General features: G+C 38.3%; 21 protein-coding genes and 1 tRNA gene. 11 read left to right on the top strand and 11 right to left on the bottom strand.

The window, feature by feature from the left end; translation table 11 throughout:
* Positions 1-63: 63 nt before the first annotated feature.
* Together J2Y40_RS19405 and J2Y40_RS19400 are read right to left on the bottom strand one after the other, a co-directional pair.
* A complete protein-coding gene (locus J2Y40_RS19405; RefSeq protein ID WP_185152008.1) occupies positions 64-240 on the bottom strand; it encodes a hypothetical protein in 177 nt (58 codons plus the stop codon).
* Between the two features lie 59 nt (positions 241-299).
* On the bottom strand, positions 300-1,433 hold the full coding sequence (locus J2Y40_RS19400; protein WP_153398131.1) for a GTP cyclohydrolase: 1,134 nt from the start codon (positions 1,431-1,433) through the stop codon (positions 300-302).
* Positions 1,434-1,538: 105 nt separating this feature from the next.
* Here J2Y40_RS19400 and J2Y40_RS19395 point away from each other — a divergent pair, with 105 nt between their 5' ends.
* Positions 1,539-2,249 (top strand): zinc metallopeptidase, encoded by a 711-nt coding sequence (locus J2Y40_RS19395; RefSeq protein WP_153398133.1) that lies wholly within the window; start codon positions 1,539-1,541, stop codon positions 2,247-2,249.
* On the opposite strand, the gene J2Y40_RS19390 is transcribed toward J2Y40_RS19395, so the two are convergent.
* The 9 genes from J2Y40_RS19390 to rbfA all read right to left on the bottom strand — a co-directional run bounded on the left by J2Y40_RS19390 (position 2,246) and on the right by rbfA (position 10,572).
* Positions 2,246-2,848: a YigZ family protein gene (locus tag J2Y40_RS19390; protein WP_310000826.1), complete on the bottom strand. Its 603-nt coding sequence runs from the start codon at positions 2,846-2,848 to the stop codon at positions 2,246-2,248. The two genes, J2Y40_RS19395 and J2Y40_RS19390, sit on opposite strands and share 4 nt — an antisense overlap.
* A gap of 82 nt (positions 2,849-2,930) precedes the next feature.
* Positions 2,931-3,086, bottom strand: coding sequence for a bacteriocin-like protein (locus J2Y40_RS24020; protein WP_409017723.1), 156 nt, complete (start codon positions 3,084-3,086; stop codon positions 2,931-2,933).
* Between the two features lie 33 nt (positions 3,087-3,119).
* Positions 3,120-3,293 (bottom strand): bacteriocin-like protein, encoded by a 174-nt coding sequence (locus J2Y40_RS19385; protein WP_153398137.1) that lies wholly within the window; start codon positions 3,291-3,293, stop codon positions 3,120-3,122.
* 96 nt (positions 3,294-3,389) lie between these two features.
* Positions 3,390-4,427: a bifunctional diaminohydroxyphosphoribosylaminopyrimidine deaminase/5-amino-6-(5-phosphoribosylamino)uracil reductase RibD gene (gene ribD / locus J2Y40_RS19380; protein WP_153398139.1), complete on the bottom strand. Its 1,038-nt coding sequence runs from the start codon at positions 4,425-4,427 to the stop codon at positions 3,390-3,392.
* A gap of 63 nt (positions 4,428-4,490) precedes the next feature.
* On the bottom strand, positions 4,491-6,296 hold the full coding sequence (locus J2Y40_RS19375; protein WP_310000823.1) for a DUF349 domain-containing protein: 1,806 nt from the start codon (positions 6,294-6,296) through the stop codon (positions 4,491-4,493).
* Positions 6,297-6,370: 74 nt separating this feature from the next.
* A complete protein-coding gene (locus J2Y40_RS19370) occupies positions 6,371-7,108 on the bottom strand; it encodes a shikimate dehydrogenase (protein WP_153398143.1) in 738 nt (245 codons plus the stop codon).
* Positions 7,109-7,168: 60 nt separating this feature from the next.
* A complete protein-coding gene (locus tag J2Y40_RS19365) occupies positions 7,169-8,950 on the bottom strand; it encodes an endonuclease (RefSeq protein WP_153398145.1) in 1,782 nt (593 codons plus the stop codon).
* A 51-nt stretch (positions 8,951-9,001) separates the two neighbouring features.
* Positions 9,002-10,207 carry an ABC transporter permease gene (locus J2Y40_RS19360; protein ID WP_153398147.1) on the bottom strand — a complete coding sequence of 402 codons (1,206 nt, stop codon included), beginning with the start codon at positions 10,205-10,207 and terminating at the stop codon, positions 9,002-9,004.
* A gap of 5 nt (positions 10,208-10,212) precedes the next feature.
* On the bottom strand, positions 10,213-10,572 hold the full coding sequence (gene rbfA, locus J2Y40_RS19355) for a 30S ribosome-binding factor RbfA (protein WP_153398149.1): 360 nt from the start codon (positions 10,570-10,572) through the stop codon (positions 10,213-10,215).
* Positions 10,573-10,664: 92 nt separating this feature from the next.
* On the opposite strand from rbfA, the gene mce reads away from it, so the two are divergent.
* The 10 genes from mce to J2Y40_RS19305 all read left to right on the top strand — a co-directional run bounded on the left by mce (position 10,665) and on the right by J2Y40_RS19305 (position 16,663).
* Positions 10,665-11,063, top strand: a complete 399-nt coding sequence (gene mce / locus J2Y40_RS19350) for a methylmalonyl-CoA epimerase (RefSeq protein WP_310000821.1) — start codon at positions 10,665-10,667, stop codon at positions 11,061-11,063.
* Positions 11,064-11,125: 62 nt separating this feature from the next.
* A tRNA-Ile gene (locus J2Y40_RS19345) sits at positions 11,126-11,199 on the top strand.
* Between the two features lie 269 nt (positions 11,200-11,468).
* On the top strand, positions 11,469-11,813 hold the full coding sequence (locus J2Y40_RS19340) for a hypothetical protein (protein ID WP_153398153.1): 345 nt from the start codon (positions 11,469-11,471) through the stop codon (positions 11,811-11,813).
* 21 nt (positions 11,814-11,834) lie between these two features.
* A complete protein-coding gene (locus J2Y40_RS19335; RefSeq protein ID WP_310000819.1) occupies positions 11,835-13,022 on the top strand; it encodes a hypothetical protein in 1,188 nt (395 codons plus the stop codon).
* A 317-nt stretch (positions 13,023-13,339) separates the two neighbouring features.
* Positions 13,340-13,636, top strand: coding sequence for a hypothetical protein (locus tag J2Y40_RS19330; RefSeq protein ID WP_310000817.1), 297 nt, complete (start codon positions 13,340-13,342; stop codon positions 13,634-13,636).
* 59 nt (positions 13,637-13,695) lie between these two features.
* Positions 13,696-14,460, top strand: coding sequence for a type I methionyl aminopeptidase (gene map / locus J2Y40_RS19325; RefSeq protein WP_310000816.1), 765 nt, complete (start codon positions 13,696-13,698; stop codon positions 14,458-14,460).
* 142 nt (positions 14,461-14,602) lie between these two features.
* The gene (locus J2Y40_RS19320; protein ID WP_153398161.1) at positions 14,603-15,349 is read left to right on the top strand and encodes a phospholipase D family protein; all 747 of its coding nucleotides are present in this window, start codon (positions 14,603-14,605) and stop codon (positions 15,347-15,349) included.
* A gap of 44 nt (positions 15,350-15,393) precedes the next feature.
* A complete protein-coding gene (locus tag J2Y40_RS19315; RefSeq protein WP_153398163.1) occupies positions 15,394-16,086 on the top strand; it encodes a hypothetical protein in 693 nt (230 codons plus the stop codon).
* A 73-nt stretch (positions 16,087-16,159) separates the two neighbouring features.
* Positions 16,160-16,462, top strand: coding sequence for a hypothetical protein (locus J2Y40_RS19310; RefSeq protein ID WP_310000813.1), 303 nt, complete (start codon positions 16,160-16,162; stop codon positions 16,460-16,462).
* A 6-nt stretch (positions 16,463-16,468) separates the two neighbouring features.
* Positions 16,469-16,663, top strand: a complete 195-nt coding sequence (locus J2Y40_RS19305; RefSeq protein WP_310000811.1) for an alpha/beta hydrolase — start codon at positions 16,469-16,471, stop codon at positions 16,661-16,663.
* Positions 16,664-16,820 lie beyond the last annotated feature (157 nt).

The following is a 16,820-nucleotide window of genomic DNA, read 5'->3' as shown; positions in this document are numbered from 1 at the left end:
ATCAGCTTAAAAGTCGGTTTAAAATAGGGAAAAGTGATAATTTAGAATCAATAAAAATAAGATTTATTTCTTCATTTTTTTGAGGAGAGCGTAGGCCATGAACGAGATATATCCGAAAAGAATACTGGCAAACATTATGTTAACTATAGTATTGGTTCTGTCGTCTTCCAACTGAAAAAAGAAGTTGTAAATAAGAAAGGCTGCAATCAGAACGGCAAAAATAATTAACTGTGGTTTCATTGGGTAAAGGTAAGATTTTAATAGCTAACAGAAATAGTTGAGTTATTACTCATAACTGATTACTCATTGCTAATATTCTTTGAATAAGTTCTTCTTCTTTTATGGTTAACGGGATTGTAGTCCTGCCAAAGGAGCTGAACACTTTTGTTTTCTTCCAGTTCAGGGTTGGTCTCAGCAAAGGCAATTCCCATACTGGTAAAGCGCACGAAAATTTCTTTGAATATGATGGCTGTTACTCCACGTCTCTGGTAATCCGGATGGATACCAATCAAATAAAAATTAGCACGGTCGTTTTTCTTTCCTGCCTGCAGAAGATGCCACCATCCGAACGGAAGCAACTTTCCTTTTGCTTTCTGAAGTGCTTTGGAATAAGAAGGCATGGTAATCGCGAATGAAACAAGTTCATTGTTTTCATCCACTACACAAATGACGTAGTTTTTGTCTATAAAAGGGAAATATTTTTCTTTATAGGTCTGTATCTGTTCTTCCGAAATAGGGGTATAGGTTGAAAGGTGCTTGTAGGTCTCATCAAGAAGTTTGAACATGGGTTCAACAAAAGGAAGTATTTCCTGTTTCGACTTGAAATTAAGGACTTTAAGTTTGTATTTCTGGGCAATCAGTCCACTGAATTTCTCTACTTTTTCAGGCAGGGTTTTGGGGAAGTTCATTTCATATTCCACCCATTCCTTTTCTTTAGTCAATCCCAGATCTTCAAGGTGTTTCGGGTAATATTCGTGATTGTATATTCCGATCATCGTTGCGAGTTTATCAAATCCCATTGTCAGCATTCCTGCCTTATCGAGATTGGTAAAACCCATAGGTCCTTCAATCTTGTTAATGTTATTTTCTTTGGCGTAATCTATAGCCTTTTGAATCAAAGCCTTGGAAACTTCTCTGTCATCAATGAAATCAATCCACCCGAAACGTACTTTACTGATCCCTAGCTCCTGTGCCTCTTTCTGGTTGATGATGACGGCAATTCTTCCGACTACCTTATTGTTTTTTAATGCCAGATACTGTTTTGATTTTGAATATTGCAGTGCCGGATTTTCTTTGGCATCCCAGATTTTATATTCCTCATTAACAAAAGAGGGAACATAGTAAGGGTTGTTTTTGTACAGATCCATCGGAAATCTTACGAACTGCTTGAGCTGGTCATTAGATTTTACTTCAATAATCGAAACTTCAGACATAGTTTTGTAGGGTAATTAAAGGGCAAATATAAATAATAAAATGTAATACTTTGGCACAGTTTTTACATCAATATGGTTAAATTTTAAACACAAAATCTATATAAAATGACGGGTTATTATATCATTATCGGTATTTCAATGCTGGTGAGCTGGTGGGTTTCATCCAGATTGAAATCGAAATTTGAATACTACTCCAATGTGCATCTTAGAAACGGCCTTTCGGGAAAAGAAGTGGCAGAGAAAATGCTTAGAGATAACGGGATCAATGATGTACAGGTGATCTCTGTTCCGGGCCAGCTTACGGATCATTATAATCCGGGAGATAAAACAGTCAACCTTTCTGAGGGGGTATATATGCAGAGAAATGCTGCGGCAGCGGCAGTGGCGGCTCATGAATGTGGTCACGCTGTACAACATGCAGTAGGATATTCTATGTTGAATCTCCGCTCTAAACTGGTTCCTATTGTAAGTATCAGTTCTAATCTGATGCAGTTTGTGCTTATTGCAGGGATCGCAGTGATGGCGGCAACCAGATCAATTGAAAATCCGAATGGGAATACCACGGTTTTAGCCATTGGGGTAGCGATGTTTGCCGTAACCACTCTTTTTGCTTTTGTAACACTTCCTGTAGAATATGATGCGAGCAACAGAGCGATGAAGTGGCTTAAAGATACGGGAACTGTAACCCAGGAAGAGTTTGTGGGAGTTCAGGACAGCCTTAAATGGGCTGCAAGAACATATCTGGTAGCTGCTCTTGGATCATTGGCTCAGTTGTTATACTGGGGATCTATGCTTCTTGGAAGCCGGAGGGATTAATCTTTAAATTCAAATGAAACATACTGCATCTCGGATAATTTATCTGAGATGCTTTCTTTTTGAGCCAGTTTTAAAGAAGCGGTGAGAATACAGTTTTCATTGGCATCGAAATTCAACACTTTAGCATCAAATTTTGAGAGTAGGGTAAAGATGGTATTCTGCTGGTTAAAGTTAAACTGAATTTCAATTTCGGTTTCCAGTTCTTTGGTGATGATATTGGCTTCTTCAAGGGTGATTTTCGCTGATTCTTTATAGGCTTTTACCAATCCTGAAACACCGAGTTTTGTTCCGCCGTAATACCGGATAACGACTACCAGGGTATTGGTGATTTCATGGGCCAGCAATTGATTGTAAATCGGGAGTCCTGCACTTCCTGAAGGTTCACCATCGTCATTAGCGCGGTAATTCTCGCCCTGAAGCCCCATTCTGAAAGCGTAACAATGGTGCGTTGCTTTGGGATGTTCTGTTCTGAGTTTTTCCAAAGCACTTTTTAATTCTTCTTCATTGTTGACAGGGTAGGCAAATCCGATGAACTTGCTTCCTTTTTCTTTTAATAAAGTATTTTCAATGGGGTTTTGTATCGTTTTGTATTCGAACATGCTTCAGAGTAGCTTTTGAAATGCAAATTTACAGCTAATATGCTACAAAAAAAAGAGCGTTGCCGCTCTTATATTATTATTGTTAACACATTGTTGTTGCAGGAATGCAAGCTCCCTTGGGCTCACATCTGTGAAATCCCGGTCTGCAGGGACATACCGTCATCCATGGTTCGCAGGATTGTATACCTCCCTGAATTGTTTTTAGTTCTCCTTTTGATAGTTTCCTTAGATTTTTCATGATTGTTATGGGTTTTAATGGTTGTTTTTTTTTCTAATCACACAGATCCATAGGGGTGTAGCATAGATAGCTGGTTGGTCCGCAGAAATCTGTAGGGCAGTGGTCTCTGCATTTTGTAGGCTGTCCGTTAGGTAAAGTACAGGTTACAAAAACTCCGCCTGTAATGGATCTCAGGTTACTTCTCGAAATTTTTTTCAGATTTTTCATGATGTTGTATTTGGTTTTTCCTACTCTGAAACTTTTCAGATTCCGTTTTAATTAATATTAAATATAGGTAAAATAATTCAATTAGTTATGAAATATCTAAACAATGTTGTTTTTGTTTGTGTAAAATGAAATGGTGTTATCTCTGAAATTCTCGGTTTTTTCGGGAATATGATTAAAATCCGGTGCTTTGGTTCCGCTTTCTAGTTTCAGGTTTTCATTTTTAATAATGATTGTTTCATCCCAGATTCCGGCATCAATAAATTGTTGCAGCGTAAATCTTCCTCCTTCAATAATAACAGACTGGATCTGTTCTTTGTATAATGCAGCCATCAGATCAGACTGAAAATTGCCTTTCCCAATTCTGATGAACCGGATGTTGCCCTCTGTTCCTTCTTTTTCAGTGTTAAAAACAAGAGTTGGGGCTTCATCATTGTAAATCTTGAAATCCCGGGGAACTTTCAGATCGAAATCAATCAGAATTCTCACCGGATTTATTCCTTCAACGTGTCTTACCGTAAGGCCTGGATCGTCTGTTAAAGCAGTTTGTGTCCCGACTAAGATAGCATGTTCATCGGCTCTTAACTGATGAACAAACTGGCTGGCCAGTGTATTGGAAACGGCTGTAGGTTTAAAATCTTTATCCAGGAACCCGTCTCCGGACTGTGCCCATTTTAAAATAATGTAGGGTCTCTGCTTTTCGTGGTAGGTGAAGAATCTTTTATTTAACTGAATACATTCTTTTTCCAGAACTCCTGAAACAGCTTCGATACCGGCATCCTGAATGATCTTTTTCCCTTTTCCGTTTACTTTATCATGGGAATCCATGGCACCGATTACTACTTTTTTGAAGCCGAGTTCTTTAATTTTAAGGGCGCACGGTGGTGTTTTTCCATAGTGGGCACACGGTTCCAGCGATACATAGATAGTAGATTCAGGAATAAGGTTTTTATCTTTAACGGAATTGATGGCATTGATCTCGGCATGGTTTTCTCCTGCTTTGTGGTGATACCCTTCTCCGATGATTTTTCCGTTGTGAACAATCACACTGCCAACAAGAGGATTAGGGTAGGTGCTGCCCAAGGCTTTATGAGCCAGTTCAATACATCTTTTAATATAGAATTCGTCGTTGTTCATAGTGAAAAAAGAAAAAAGCGAAGACAAATTTCTTTGCTCCGCCTGTTTATGTTTTTTAATGTGTTACTCTCCAGCGATGATGTTGTGAAGGTTCTGTTTTAATGTTTCCAGATGGGCCTTTTTCTCGTCAATCGTATTGTAAGTGTCTCTTAGGAGAGGATTCTCTCTGGACGGTTTGTTGAAGAATGCTAAATTGTTTTCCAGTTTCACAATTTCGGCTTCAAGGTCGGAGATCTGGCTCTTCATTTTTCTTGCCTTGTCGGTAAGCTGAGTTTCTGTTAAGCCTTCTTCTTTCAGTTCAAGTTCATTGATCTTGTTCAGTTTCAGCTTCTCTCTCAACGTTTTGTTGAATTCAGAGTTGATGGCGATTTTATCTCTCGGCACTTTTCCGATATTGTTCCATGCTGTTTTAATGGCTTCAATTCTTTCAATGCTGCCATCTTCGTTGGAAACTGTTTTCAGTTCATCAAGCAGTTCTTTTTTGTGCTTGTAGTTTTCTTTCCAGTTGTCGTTGGAAGCGTTGTTCTTTTCTCTGTAATTATTGAAGAACGTGTTGCAGGCATCACGGAACTCATCCCAGATTTTGTTGGTCATACTTTTTGGAACATGACCTACTTTTTTCCAGTCTTCCTGAAGTTTTTTGAATAACGGAACGGCAATATCCCATTCTTCGTTGTTCATGTTGTCTTTAGCTGTCTGGATCAGTTTTAGCTTTTCTTCCAGGTTGGCCTGCTGAGATCCTTTCAAAGACTTATAATAGTTGTTCTTTGTTGTGTTGAATCCTCTTAATATGGTTTTGAAGTCATTCCAGTTCTGATTGGACAGTTTTCTTGGAACACTTCCTGTTTTTAAGAATTCAGAACGAAGATCTTCCACTCTTTTAATGGAGCTTTGCCAGTAGTTGTGGTTAGGTGTTTCTGATGGTTCAGAAAGTTTTTTAATCTCTGCAATAATCTGGTTTTTCTTTTCCAGATTAGCGTTCTGTTCTGTTTCAATAGCAGCAGAAAGCTCAGATTTTCTTTCATGGATCTTGTTAGAGATCTCTTTGAACTCTTCCCATGTTTTTTCACGGAATTCCTCTGCCACAGGCTCTGCCTCTTCTTTCCATAATTTATGAAGATATTGAAGCTCGTTCAGGGCTTTTTGAATGACAGGTTCATTTTCAAGTTCTTTGGCACGTGCAATGATATGCTGTCTTTTCTCCAGATTGTGGCTGAATTCCTGCTCCAGGAACTCTTTGTTCAGATCCAGCATCTGATAAAACTGGTTCAGATGGTGAAAATAGTTGTTGTTAAGGATCTTGAATTCCGATTTGGCAACCTGTCCTGCTTTTGACCAGTCTTCTTTAATCTCACGGATGGATTTGAAAAGATTGGTTCCTGCTTCAGAATTGGTATAAAGATTTTTAAGTCTTTCAATAATACTCTGACGGTAGTCCAGATTTTTCTTTTGCTCTTCTTCCTGCGATTTCTGGTAAGAATCGTGTTTTTCTCTGAAGATATTAACCAAAGCAGAGAATCTGGCTTGTGAAGGATGCTCATAACTGAAATTTTCAGGTGCATTTCCAGCCTCTACATATTCATGTTTTTTGTCTTCCACTTCATCATGGATGTGATGACTTGCTTTATCTTTTAACAGGTTGAATCTTTTGAAGTTTTCTCCGGCATTGTCCGTATTGATAATCTTTTCCATTTCTTTCAAAGCATCGGAAAGAGTTATATCTGCATCAGCATGCTCTTCCTCATGATGTTCTGTGTCGTCATCATGGTGCTCATTCTGAGGTACGGTGTTTCCTGACGTTTCTTCCTGAGATACTTCCTGGGAATTTTTGTTTTCTTCGTTTTCAGAAAGATTGTTTTCTGTAGTCATAGCAAATCTTTTATGTGAGTGGCGTTAATATCCTTTCTATATAGCCTCAAAGCCAATTTGAGTACTAATTTAGTTTATTTTTTTTGAAAATTCCAAATTTCCCAGGCTTTTTCTGCTTGCTGTTCAAGCATGTAGTAGCCGTTCACTGTTTTTGCTCCTTTTTCGGATGCTTTTATAATGAATTGGGTGTAATTGGGATTATAAATAAGGTCTATGATAAGATGTTCCGCTGAAAGTCCGTCAAAAGGAAATTCCAGACAGTCTTCAACATTGGGAAAAGTTCCTACCGGTGTACATTGAACGATAATTTTATGTTCCTGTACGGTTTCTTTGCTTAGCGTATCAAACGTAATTTCAGATTTTCTGGAGATGGTTATGGAGGGGATTCCCAGTTTGTCCAGAACATACTTCACCGCTTTTGCTGCCCCGCCGTCTCCTAAGATCAGGGCTTTGTCGTGATGGGTCTTTTTATGCAGAAGCAGGGTTTTTTCGAATCCGAAAGCATCGGTATTGTAACCCGTCTTTTTTCCGTCGCGGATCAGTACGCAGTTAACTGCCCCTATTTTTTCGGCTTCATCACTCAGTTCATCCAGATAATTGATGATTTTTTCTTTGTAAGGAATGGTAACATTAAAGCCTAAGAGTTCCGGGTTGTTGAAGAGTTGTTCAGCTTCATGAATATCATTAAGGTCAAAAATATCGTAAGAATAGTCTTGAAGCATCAGCTTTTGAAACTTATTTTCAAAGAATTTTTTGGAAAAGGAATAGGAAATATTCTTTCCTATAAGTCCTAATTTTTTATTGGAATCCATGAATCAAAAATAAAAAAAAGACCGAATAAATCGGTCTTTGTTGTAAAATATTTTTCAAGTTTAATCTACTATGAATTTTGTAGAGAAACTATCCGTTTTCAGAATGTAATTTCCTTTAACAAGTCCTTTAAGGTTAATCTTATTAGAGTTTTTGAAAGGATTAGCGATCACTTCAATAAGCTTTCCTGAAAGATCATAGATTTCAGCTTTTGAAATTTTGCTCAGGTTTTCACCTTTTACAAACAGTTCATTGTTTTTTACCGGATTAGGGTAGATGGTGAACTCAGTTTTATCTTTTTTAATTTCGGAAGTACCTAATGCACCGAAGCATGTCCAGCTTAAGTCATCCATGGTAACTCTGTTGGAGCTAGGGTTGGTTAACTTGATGACAACATCTCCGTCAACATTAATGTTAAGAACTGTTGTTGTTGCAGTCTGGTTATATGGAATAGTACCTACTACAACATCATTAACCAATACGTTTACAGTGTTGTTTGAACCACTGAATCTTCTTTGGGTAGTCAGTGTTAACGTCTGAATACCTCCGGATATGGTTGTACTGGTCAACGTTCCGTTTCTGATAGTGATGGCTCTGGTTGTATTAATTTTCTCGTCTATTTTGGTATCTGTTGCAGTCCAGGTGATATTATTATTGGTCCAGGTTCTGATGTCATAACCATTATCTGTTCCTACAATACTATTGAAGTTTTCTGTACCACAGCTTGTATTTCCTCCGGACTGTCCGGCTAAAGTTGTTTCACTTGCAATGTTACTTTGAGGGGAAGAGTTTCCTGCTGCATCTCTTGCAATAACATAGAAGTTGTACAGTGTGGAAGGTGTTAATCCCGGAACAGTTGTAGAGGTTCCGGATACTGTGGTTTTTAATGTTCCGTTAGCATAGACATCATAACCTATTACTCCGATATTATCTGTAGAAGCAGTCCAGCTTAAAGAAATCGTGTTAGAAGTAGGGTTTTGTGCTGTAAGGTTGGTTGCAGCGGTCGGTGCTTGATTATCAGGAACCGGACTTCCCCAGATCATTTCAACATAAGCAGGATTGTCAATAAAAGGATTCCTGTTTCCCTGATAAGTATATGAAGCATTGTTTCTTCCTCTTTCAGCATCTGAAACCGGATCCATAGCATGCCATGCCATAAGCTGGCTCAGTTCCCACGGCTGTAGTCCCGGAAATGCAGATCCGCCCAGCATATTTCCTGAACTGAAAGAAGGAAGTTCTGCTTCGTATCTTGTTACAAAATAAAAAATCATTCGGGCAACGTCTCCTTTGAATTCATCAATCGGCTCAAATACTGTTCCTGAATATCCCGGAGATACAGAGTTACCTAACTTAGATCCATTCATAGAAGTGAAACTTGCAGTTGTTCCTACTTTCCCGAAAGGAAAATTGGATCTCATCCCGTTTACTTTTCCATCGGTAGCGCGGATAAAATGAACGTCCGCAACCATAGGACTCTGTTCACTAAAAAGACTTTGCGGTACAATGTGTTCTCTGTTATAGCAATGGCTTTCAGCGCTGTAGTTTCCACACTGATTCGTTCCTAAGGTATATGAGTATGGATCCGGGCCGGAAGGGTTTTCAGAGTAAATATCTAGAATTTTCCCATCATTATCATAATAATAATCCCGGTCTGTAGTTGCGTAAGCTGTCCATAAACCGTTGTAACCTTTGTCCTGATGACCATTCTTGATGATGGTTTTTAAGGCTGTCTTAAGGGGAGCTCCTGTTAGGCCTGCAGCATTATTATAATAACCGGCAGGTGCCTGTGCTGCAGCATTGATAAACAAAATGCCCAGCATTAAAAAGGATAGAATTCGTTTCATTTCTAAAAAATTAAGGGGCGTAAAGGTACAAAAAAATGAAAACGAAACGTGTTAATTTTTAGTAATATACTCTTTGCTTATTTTTGAAAAGAACCAAGAAATAGCAATCCCGAACAGGGAAGCGGTAAGGGCTACAATGAAATAATTTTTCCCGACAATTTTTACAGGGAACGGGAGGATAGAGTTGGCTCTGAAAAACTCTGTATAGAGTTGGAAATAACAAAGGATGGTTCCCAGAAGCAATCCGGAAATAACACCTGAAATTACAATAAGAATCCCTGTATAAAAATAAGTCATTCTCAGATGGCTCAATGGGAATCCTAATGAAATAAGGGATTTGGCCTGTTCTTTTTTATCCAGCTGAAGGATAATAATGGCTCCGGCCAGGTTGAAAGTCGTAATGAAGATAACAAGCGCAAAGATCAGGTAAATGAACATTTTTTCTGTGTTGATCATCTTCCAGAAAGCTGCATTTTCTTCTTCCTTGGTTTTTATTTCAAAGTTTTTTCCAAGGATATTGAGAAGGTTTTGCTTAACTGCATCGGCGCTGTCCGGATTTTTTAATTTGATAACAATCTCGTACGCGGATTTTTTTTGAAGATTAAGCAGTTCTTCGGTGAGCTCAATAGGAGCAATGATATAGCTGTCGAGTTGTTCTTTTCCCGGAAAAAGTCCGGTAACAAGAATATCTCTTTTGTTGTAAATATCTTCTTCTTTGTTAATGATCCCGGTTCCTGGTTTCGGCATAAATACTGTAGCATAATTGTCGGAAGAATCTACAGGAATAGAAAGTCTGTTATCCAGATTGGTTTCCATGAACACTTCATTGGAGTATTTAAAACTCGGATAAGTTCCGTAGATGACTTCTTTATCAATCGGATTAACTTTAGTATAGGCTGAATCTACTCCTCTCAGATAGGCAATATCGCCTTTCCCGCGAAAGCTGATGTATATTTTCTCTTCAATGATACGGGAAAAACTGCTGATCGCTTTGTTGTTCTTTAAGGTAGTATTTACCTTATCCAGATCTTTTATTGTCTTTCCTGAAACGCTTTTAAGGGTAAGATCCGCATGAAGATTGGAGATCAGATCTTTATTGAGGTCTTCAAGTCCTGAAAAAACGGAGATAATAACGAACATTGCAGTCACAGCAACCATCATGGCACCTACCGAAAGCCACGTAATGAACGTAACGGCAGTACTGCCTTTTTTAGCCAAAAGGTATCTGGATGCTATGTAAAATGCAATATTCTTCAAAATTCTTATAAAACAGGATTGTCGCCTTCGCCTCTTAATTCTCTTTCAAGTCTTTCAACGTCGTCAAGAGCGGTGTCTAGGTAAAAGTTAAGCTGTGGAATGATACGTACCTGTTTAGCCATTTTCTGGCCGATAAAATTTCTGTACTGAGGTTTGTTTTCTTCAATTTCCTTCATAACTGCAGCACGAAATTCCTGCGGGAAAATGCTTAAATAAATTTTAGCAATACCCAGATCTGCCGTTACTTTTACATCTGAAACGGATACTAAAATACTCTGCTTGCTTTCTGAAGCCTGTTTGCGGAAAAGCTCCGCGAAGTCTTCCTGAATGATCTGTGCTACTTTTCTTTGTCTGTTACTTTCCATAAGTTGTGCAAATTTAGTACTTTTGTTTGAATTGATACCTGAAATTTAGCTCCGGTATCAAATTTACGATTTAATTATATTTATTAGTATTTATGAAGCTAGAACATATTGGTATTGCCGTAAAATCTTTAGGCGTTTCTGACGACCTTTTTGCCAGGCTTTTAGGAAAAGAGTCCTATAAACAGGAAACTGTGGAAAGGGAAGGAGTGGTTACTTCCTTCTATGGAACCGGAGAGAGTAAAATAGAACTTCTGGAAGCCAGCAACCCGGAAAGCCCGATCTCCAAATTTATCGATAAAAAAGGCGAAGGAATCCATCACCTAGCTTTTGGCGTAGAAAATATCCTTGCAGAGGTTGAAAGACTAAAAAAAGAAGGATTTCAGTTTATCTCAGAAGAACCGAAAGAAGGTGCTGATAATAAATTAGTTGTCTTCCTTCATCCTAAATCTACCAATGGAGTGCTGGTAGAATTGTGTCAAGAAAAGCAATAAAAAATTTTGTAGTGAAATAAATTTTGCTATTTTTGCAGTCACAAAATTTAACCAAATTTTGAGGTCCTATAGCTCAGTTGGTTAGAGCACCTGACTCATAATCAGGTGGTCCCTGGTTCGAGCCCAGGTGGGACCACGAAAAAACGCTTACATCATGTGAGCGTTTTTTATTATTACTCCCCATCACAATAAATCTACAACTTTTACACTTTTCAAACCACCCACAAATAACCCCAACAGGGTATTTCAGATTCCTTACAAACTGCTTACATTTGATTAGAGAATTAAACAGAGAGGGTTGCAGACAACCAGGCGCGAACTTTCAGTAATACTTCATCAGAAGTATTAGCATTGATACCCATTTGACCCAATTTATACTACACTAATACCTAAAAACTTAATCTTATGGCAGACTGGTCACCTAACAACAGAGCATGTACCACTTTGTGGTCTACCTTTTATATTATGAAACAGTTATCCACCAATTTTAACGATAGTGGAGATCTGGTGATGAGCGATCTTACCTATTACAATCCGTTAGCAAGTGCAGAACTCCGGAAGCTGGATGCGAAGATGATTGCAGATCAGCTGGACAATGTGTTCAGGGTTGGCCGGGGAGCGAAATATGAAGATAAAATGACGAGGACAAAAGCCATAAACAGTATGGTTAAAGTTCTTACAGATGATACCAAAATGGTAAAAGATCTGGCCAAAGCTGTGGATGATGCTTACAGATTCTGGGGAGAATAAAATAATTAAAAACCAATGATCATGAAAAAGCTATATTTAAATCTGATTATATTAATTCTCAGTCTGGCAGGAGGTTTTCTGAATGCCCAGCAAGTATCGGACAAACAAATTAATGATTTGGTTACCGTCTTAAAAGCCAATAACAAAAGTGAAGAAGACATTAAAACCATCCTCAACGGAATCATCAAAAATCCTGAATTGTACAATGCACTGTGGCAGAACTTTATTAAGCAGAGCTACATCAGTGAGAATAATAAATTTAAGTTCCTCAATGACCTGAATATCGCGTTTAAAACTTTTCAGTCAAAAGACAGCGCTACCACTTCTTTAGGTTTTACCTATGATTTTAATTTTGATTATGCCAAGTTTATAGAAAAAGAGAATCATAGAGTTTCGCATACTTTCGGGCTTTCTGCCAAAGGGAATGTAGCATTTAACAAAGATGCCAATCCCAATAATTTTCTGGAAACGAAAGTTAACTACAGCTATACCCATTTCAGCGGAGGTGTTATCCGGCAAAATGATGAAGAAGTTTTTACCAGACTGAACGAAATTGAAGATAAACTGGTGGCGATGAAAGACATGAAAAGCCCTGAAGCCCTCAAATTATGGGACGAGTTCGGAAATAACCTTAAGCTTTCCGATCAGTTTTATTACGGTCTGTCACCTAAATTTGCTTTTGAATCCAATCAGGATTTTTCAAAAACTCAATTCACTCCCGGACTTATGATTGATTTAGGAGCCAAAGGCTGGGATAATTCAAGCCTGCTCTCAAAGCTGAATATTCTGGATTACCCGTTTGCTTTGCTGAGATTGATTACAGGCGCAGACAAGACTTTTACAGTATACGGTTCAACGGTTCCTACCTTACAGATCGGATGCGATTATGTGATTCCCAATAAAGATCTTGTCCGTGAAAGCCTCACCGGAAATAAGGATCCTTTTCCGAGATTCAGGATAGAAACGGGTTTCAGAACCTTTATTTCGAGAATAAAGAAGGAGAATATTTTCTTCAATGCCAATTATCGTTTTTATCAGGAAATAGACGCTCCTGCTTCCGTTAAAGCAGCCGGACTGAGTTCTGTGAACTATTTTGTAATGGCACTTCAGACCACTTCCGGATTCTATGCAAGCTATGCGGCGGGAAGGCTTCCGTTTGATGCCAAAAATGATCAGGTATATTCCCTTGGATTTAATTATAAATTCTAAGAGTCTGTTTAAATTTCTAAATTTGATTTTTTGTATAGAGTTCAAATCTTTATCTAAATCATAGTCTTTAAGTCTTTTTTTGATTAAAAAGATCATATACTGATGACGTGTTTTTGTAACGTTTTAACTTCATTATGGATATTTTCTGAATAATTGACCGATCGGACACTCATATCAAATGAGTGTCTTTTCTTTAAAAATAATTGTATTCAATTTGAGAAGGATTCACCACTCAGAACATATTTTGGTTAATTTAGCGGGAAAATACCATGAAAACAAAAATCACAGAAATCGTTCAGGGAATTTAAAAGAAGCATGTGAATGATCCCACTGTTTCAACGGATAAAGATTTGATTAGTGAGCTTATGCTTTCTGATGTATCAGGCGCAATAACAGCGCTTAATGAGCTTGATCTTGATACACTGGAATGGATCTCTTCGCGTTTTGAAGCAATTTCTTACCAGCTTCAGAATAAAGAATGGGTTGAAGGTCTGAAAAGATTGTTAATCAAATTTCCAGACAGTCAAACGCTGAGAGAAGATATCCATGATGCTATTGAGGCTTATTATGGAGATGAGGGGGTGATCAACTCAATCCTGTCCAAAACAGATTAATTCCTTAACTTTGTCGTTCTGAACGGATAACAAACCGTTCCATCTATAAAACCACCATTATGTCTATAACAAACGAAAGTGAATTGACCGGAATGCAGAAAGTGAGTGAAGCAGTTGCCTTTACTTTAAGGGAAATGATCAGTTATGCCCAGCCCGGAATGACAACGAAAGATCTTGACGAGTACGGAGCAAAAATCCTTTCTGATTTCGGCGCTAAATCGGCACCTTATTTAACGTATGGGTTCCCGGGATGGACATGCATCAGTGTAGACAATGAATTCTGCCACGGAATTCCTTCTGATCAAAGAGTTTTGAAAGAAGGAGACCTGATTAATATTGATGTTTCGGCAGAATTGAACGGATATTGGGCAGATAACGGTGGATCTTTTGTTGTGGGGAATGATATTCACGGACATCAGAAACTGGTGGATGCTTCCAGAGAAATCTTACAGAAAACGATCAGTAATATAAAAGGAGGCGTAAAAATAGCAGAAATAGGGGCCCTGATGGAAACCGAAGCCAAAAAAAGAGGCTTTAAAGTGATCAGAAACCTTGGCGGACACGGAGTAGGAAGAAGTCTGCATGAACAGCCTGATGAATTAATGAACTATAAAAACCGTTTTGATACCAGAAGGTTTAAGAAAAATTCAGTCGTTGCCATTGAAACGTTTATTTCCACAACGTCTAATCTTGCCATAGAGCTAAATGATGGCTGGACAATGGTGGGAAACAAAGGCGGATATATGGCACAGCATGAACATACCATCCTGATCACAGACGGGAAACCCGTAATCTTAACAGAAATGAATGGAATATTGAACTGATTTCATTCCTGTCAATAAAAAAGCAGACACTTACAGAAATGTGAGTGTTTTTTTGCTCATCAGTTTCTGATACAGAAGAATTTTTCCTGAAACAGTCCAGATTTATTTAAAATGTGTATATTAATTCATTATTTGAAGAATTATGTATTATAGCGGTGCAAATTGTGATATCTATATAGGCCGTGGAGCCGGAAAAAAACTCCTTGAAGATATTTCCTATGCCAGAAAAAATGTGAAAATCGTATCCCCTTATTTATCGGCGCACCTGGTAAGACAGCTTATTGCTTTAAGATCAAGAGGGATTCAGGTAAACCTGATCACAACAGATAACATTGAAGATTTTTACGGTGAATACGAAAAAAATATTCATAAAATGATTATTCAGCAACGGGTCGTTGATGAACATGCACAGGCCGTCCGCAACAGCTGGATAAGTCTGGAGAAAATGCTACTTTACATCATGCTGGGATCAGCAGCCTTACTGATTGTTTTGCTGTATTCTATGAAAGATCTGAAAATACTGTACGGTCTCTTTCCTTTACTGATCTTATTTTTCATCAGAAATTACTACCTCACCAAAATAAAAACGAAAAAAATATACAATTACCATTACCGGCAGCTGTTTCCTTTTAAAGTCTTTGTTTCCGATTCAGGAAGCAGTTTTATCCACAGCAAAATTTATATCATCGATGATGAGATTGCCTACATGGGATCCCTGAATTTTACAGGAAGCGGGCTCAAAGGAAACTATGAAACACGGATCAGAACAACAGATCCTAATGCGGTCGGCCGGATTGTTACAGAATTTAATGAGCTTTTTCATTCAGATCTCAGGCAGAGAGATATTCAGGCTTGGGGGAAACATCTGTATCCTGAACCTGCTAATTAAACTTTCTCAGAAATTTTCAGTATATTAATCAGATGCAAGATGAGATGAGAAAAGGATTTCCCGTATTGGTATCCAGACCTAACTGGACAATGACCTGGCTGATAAGGATTTTTGCCGGAGCGTTCCTGCTCTCTTTATTGATAATACTGTCCATATTTCCTTTGCTTTTTGCTGAATGGTCCATCGTTTTTATCGCAGGAGCCATTATATATTATTTTATATGGGGCACCGGGCTCTTTTTTTTATCCCGGCATATAAAAAGAAACGCAGAAAACAGGATCAAAAGAATTGTGGTGGATGACCAGGGAATTCATTATGAAAAAGCAGACGGAACCACAGATGAGGTGCTTTACAGCCGGATCAGAAACCTTAACCTTCCGGATACCTATGATGTACAGCTGACCAGCCAGAATAAGACCTATCTTATTGCAGTATTTACAGACACCGGATACGAAAAAATTAATTTTAACAATCTCGATCCGGCTTTGTCTTATTCACTCAAAAACAGCAGAGCCCTGAGAGCAGGTTTTATACAAAGAATCAGACATTTCAGACCGGATCTGAAAGTTGATCCGCGGATATATGGAGAATTCTGCATCCATCCGGAAACCTTTCAGTTTGATCCGAAAGCATTCTGGAAATTAGTGATGTTCTCTGTCGCTATTATATTTGGAATACTGGCATTCGCTGGGATTTTTTTACTAGTAGTATTGTATTTTTCCGGACAGCTGAAATGATATAAACCGTAAAATGTATCCGTTTTTCCTTAATTTGTATCCTTCCGGATAAACTTCTTAATTTTGCTGAATATTGGAGAGCTTATTAAGAGACGGTTTTGCCGGCGGAAGTCCTATGGAAGTTCTTAATAATGTTACCGCTCGGCGTTCCGCAGAAGTCAGAGGTGGAGATCTGCTGACTATCAATATGCTTCCTGATTCAGTAGAAGCCGGAAAACAGGCCGGAATTGAAGATATAGATGTCCTTGAAGCCACAGACTATTATAAAACCCCAAGAGGGAAGGCTCCGGGTGGAGCAACCAGTGCAGTATATTTCTGTATGGGCGCAGGAATGGGCTGGGATGCATTCTATTTAAGCGAAATATTATTAATATAACCGATTTTGGTGGTAATAGGAGATAAACCCGGAGGTTTCGGTGCCTACAGAGACGGATACGAGATCATAAGAAGAACCGCATCCGGGAAAAAAGAATTACTGGTTATAAAAGAATATTCCCATTACGATCTGTATGACCAGCCTGAGCCCGTAAGACAGGCAATGGAAAAAGCAATTCCTTTTTTCAGAGAAAATCTTTAAACTGAAAATGCGGCTGTGTAAAAGGCCGCATTTTTATCACCCTGTTTTTATTTAATTTGATTTTCTGGTGGCTTTCAATACCTATAACTCAAAGTAATTTCCAGCCTACTTCTTCCATCTACTCCTTAATCCGAACTCAGATTAATCCAAAAAATAT

This window comes from Chryseobacterium sp. 2987 (assembly GCF_031456375.1).
GTDB lineage: Bacteria > Bacteroidota > Bacteroidia > Flavobacteriales > Weeksellaceae > Chryseobacterium > Chryseobacterium vaccae.
This window is presented reverse-complemented; position numbering and strand designations above follow the sequence as displayed.

Bases quoted from the DNA above. Each gene is read 5' to 3' on its own strand.
- J2Y40_RS19400 (WP_153398131.1), bottom strand. From the start codon at position 1,433: ATGTCTGAAGTTTCGATTATTGAAGTAAAATCTAATGACCAGCTCAAG.
- J2Y40_RS19370 (WP_153398143.1), bottom strand. From the start codon at position 7,108: ATGGATTCCAATAAAAAATTAGGACTTATAGGAAAGAATATTTCCTAT.
- map (WP_310000816.1), top strand. From the start codon at position 13,696: ATGTCTATAACAAACGAAAGTGAATTGACCGGAATGCAGAAAGTGAGT.
- J2Y40_RS19395 (WP_153398133.1), top strand. From the start codon at position 1,539: ATGACGGGTTATTATATCATTATCGGTATTTCAATGCTGGTGAGCTGG.
- J2Y40_RS19375 (WP_310000823.1), bottom strand. From the start codon at position 6,296: ATGACTACAGAAAACAATCTTTCTGAAAACGAAGAAAACAAAAATTCC.
- rbfA (WP_153398149.1), bottom strand. From the start codon at position 10,572: ATGGAAAGTAACAGACAAAGAAAAGTAGCACAGATCATTCAGGAAGAC.
- J2Y40_RS19335 (WP_310000819.1), top strand. From the start codon at position 11,835: ATGAAAAAGCTATATTTAAATCTGATTATATTAATTCTCAGTCTGGCA.
- J2Y40_RS24020 (WP_409017723.1), bottom strand. From the start codon at position 3,086: ATGAAAAATCTAAGGAAACTATCAAAAGGAGAACTAAAAACAATTCAG.
- J2Y40_RS19340 (WP_153398153.1), top strand. From the start codon at position 11,469: ATGGCAGACTGGTCACCTAACAACAGAGCATGTACCACTTTGTGGTCT.
- J2Y40_RS19385 (WP_153398137.1), bottom strand. From the start codon at position 3,293: ATGAAAAATCTGAAAAAAATTTCGAGAAGTAACCTGAGATCCATTACA.
- J2Y40_RS19390 (WP_310000826.1), bottom strand. From the start codon at position 2,848: ATGTTCGAATACAAAACGATACAAAACCCCATTGAAAATACTTTATTA.
- J2Y40_RS19405 (WP_185152008.1), bottom strand. From the start codon at position 240: ATGAAACCACAGTTAATTATTTTTGCCGTTCTGATTGCAGCCTTTCTT.
- J2Y40_RS19315 (WP_153398163.1), top strand. From the start codon at position 15,394: ATGAGAAAAGGATTTCCCGTATTGGTATCCAGACCTAACTGGACAATG.
- J2Y40_RS19320 (WP_153398161.1), top strand. From the start codon at position 14,603: ATGTATTATAGCGGTGCAAATTGTGATATCTATATAGGCCGTGGAGCC.
- ribD (WP_153398139.1), bottom strand. From the start codon at position 4,427: ATGAACAACGACGAATTCTATATTAAAAGATGTATTGAACTGGCTCAT.
- mce (WP_310000821.1), top strand. From the start codon at position 10,665: ATGAAGCTAGAACATATTGGTATTGCCGTAAAATCTTTAGGCGTTTCT.
- J2Y40_RS19365 (WP_153398145.1), bottom strand. From the start codon at position 8,950: ATGAAACGAATTCTATCCTTTTTAATGCTGGGCATTTTGTTTATCAAT.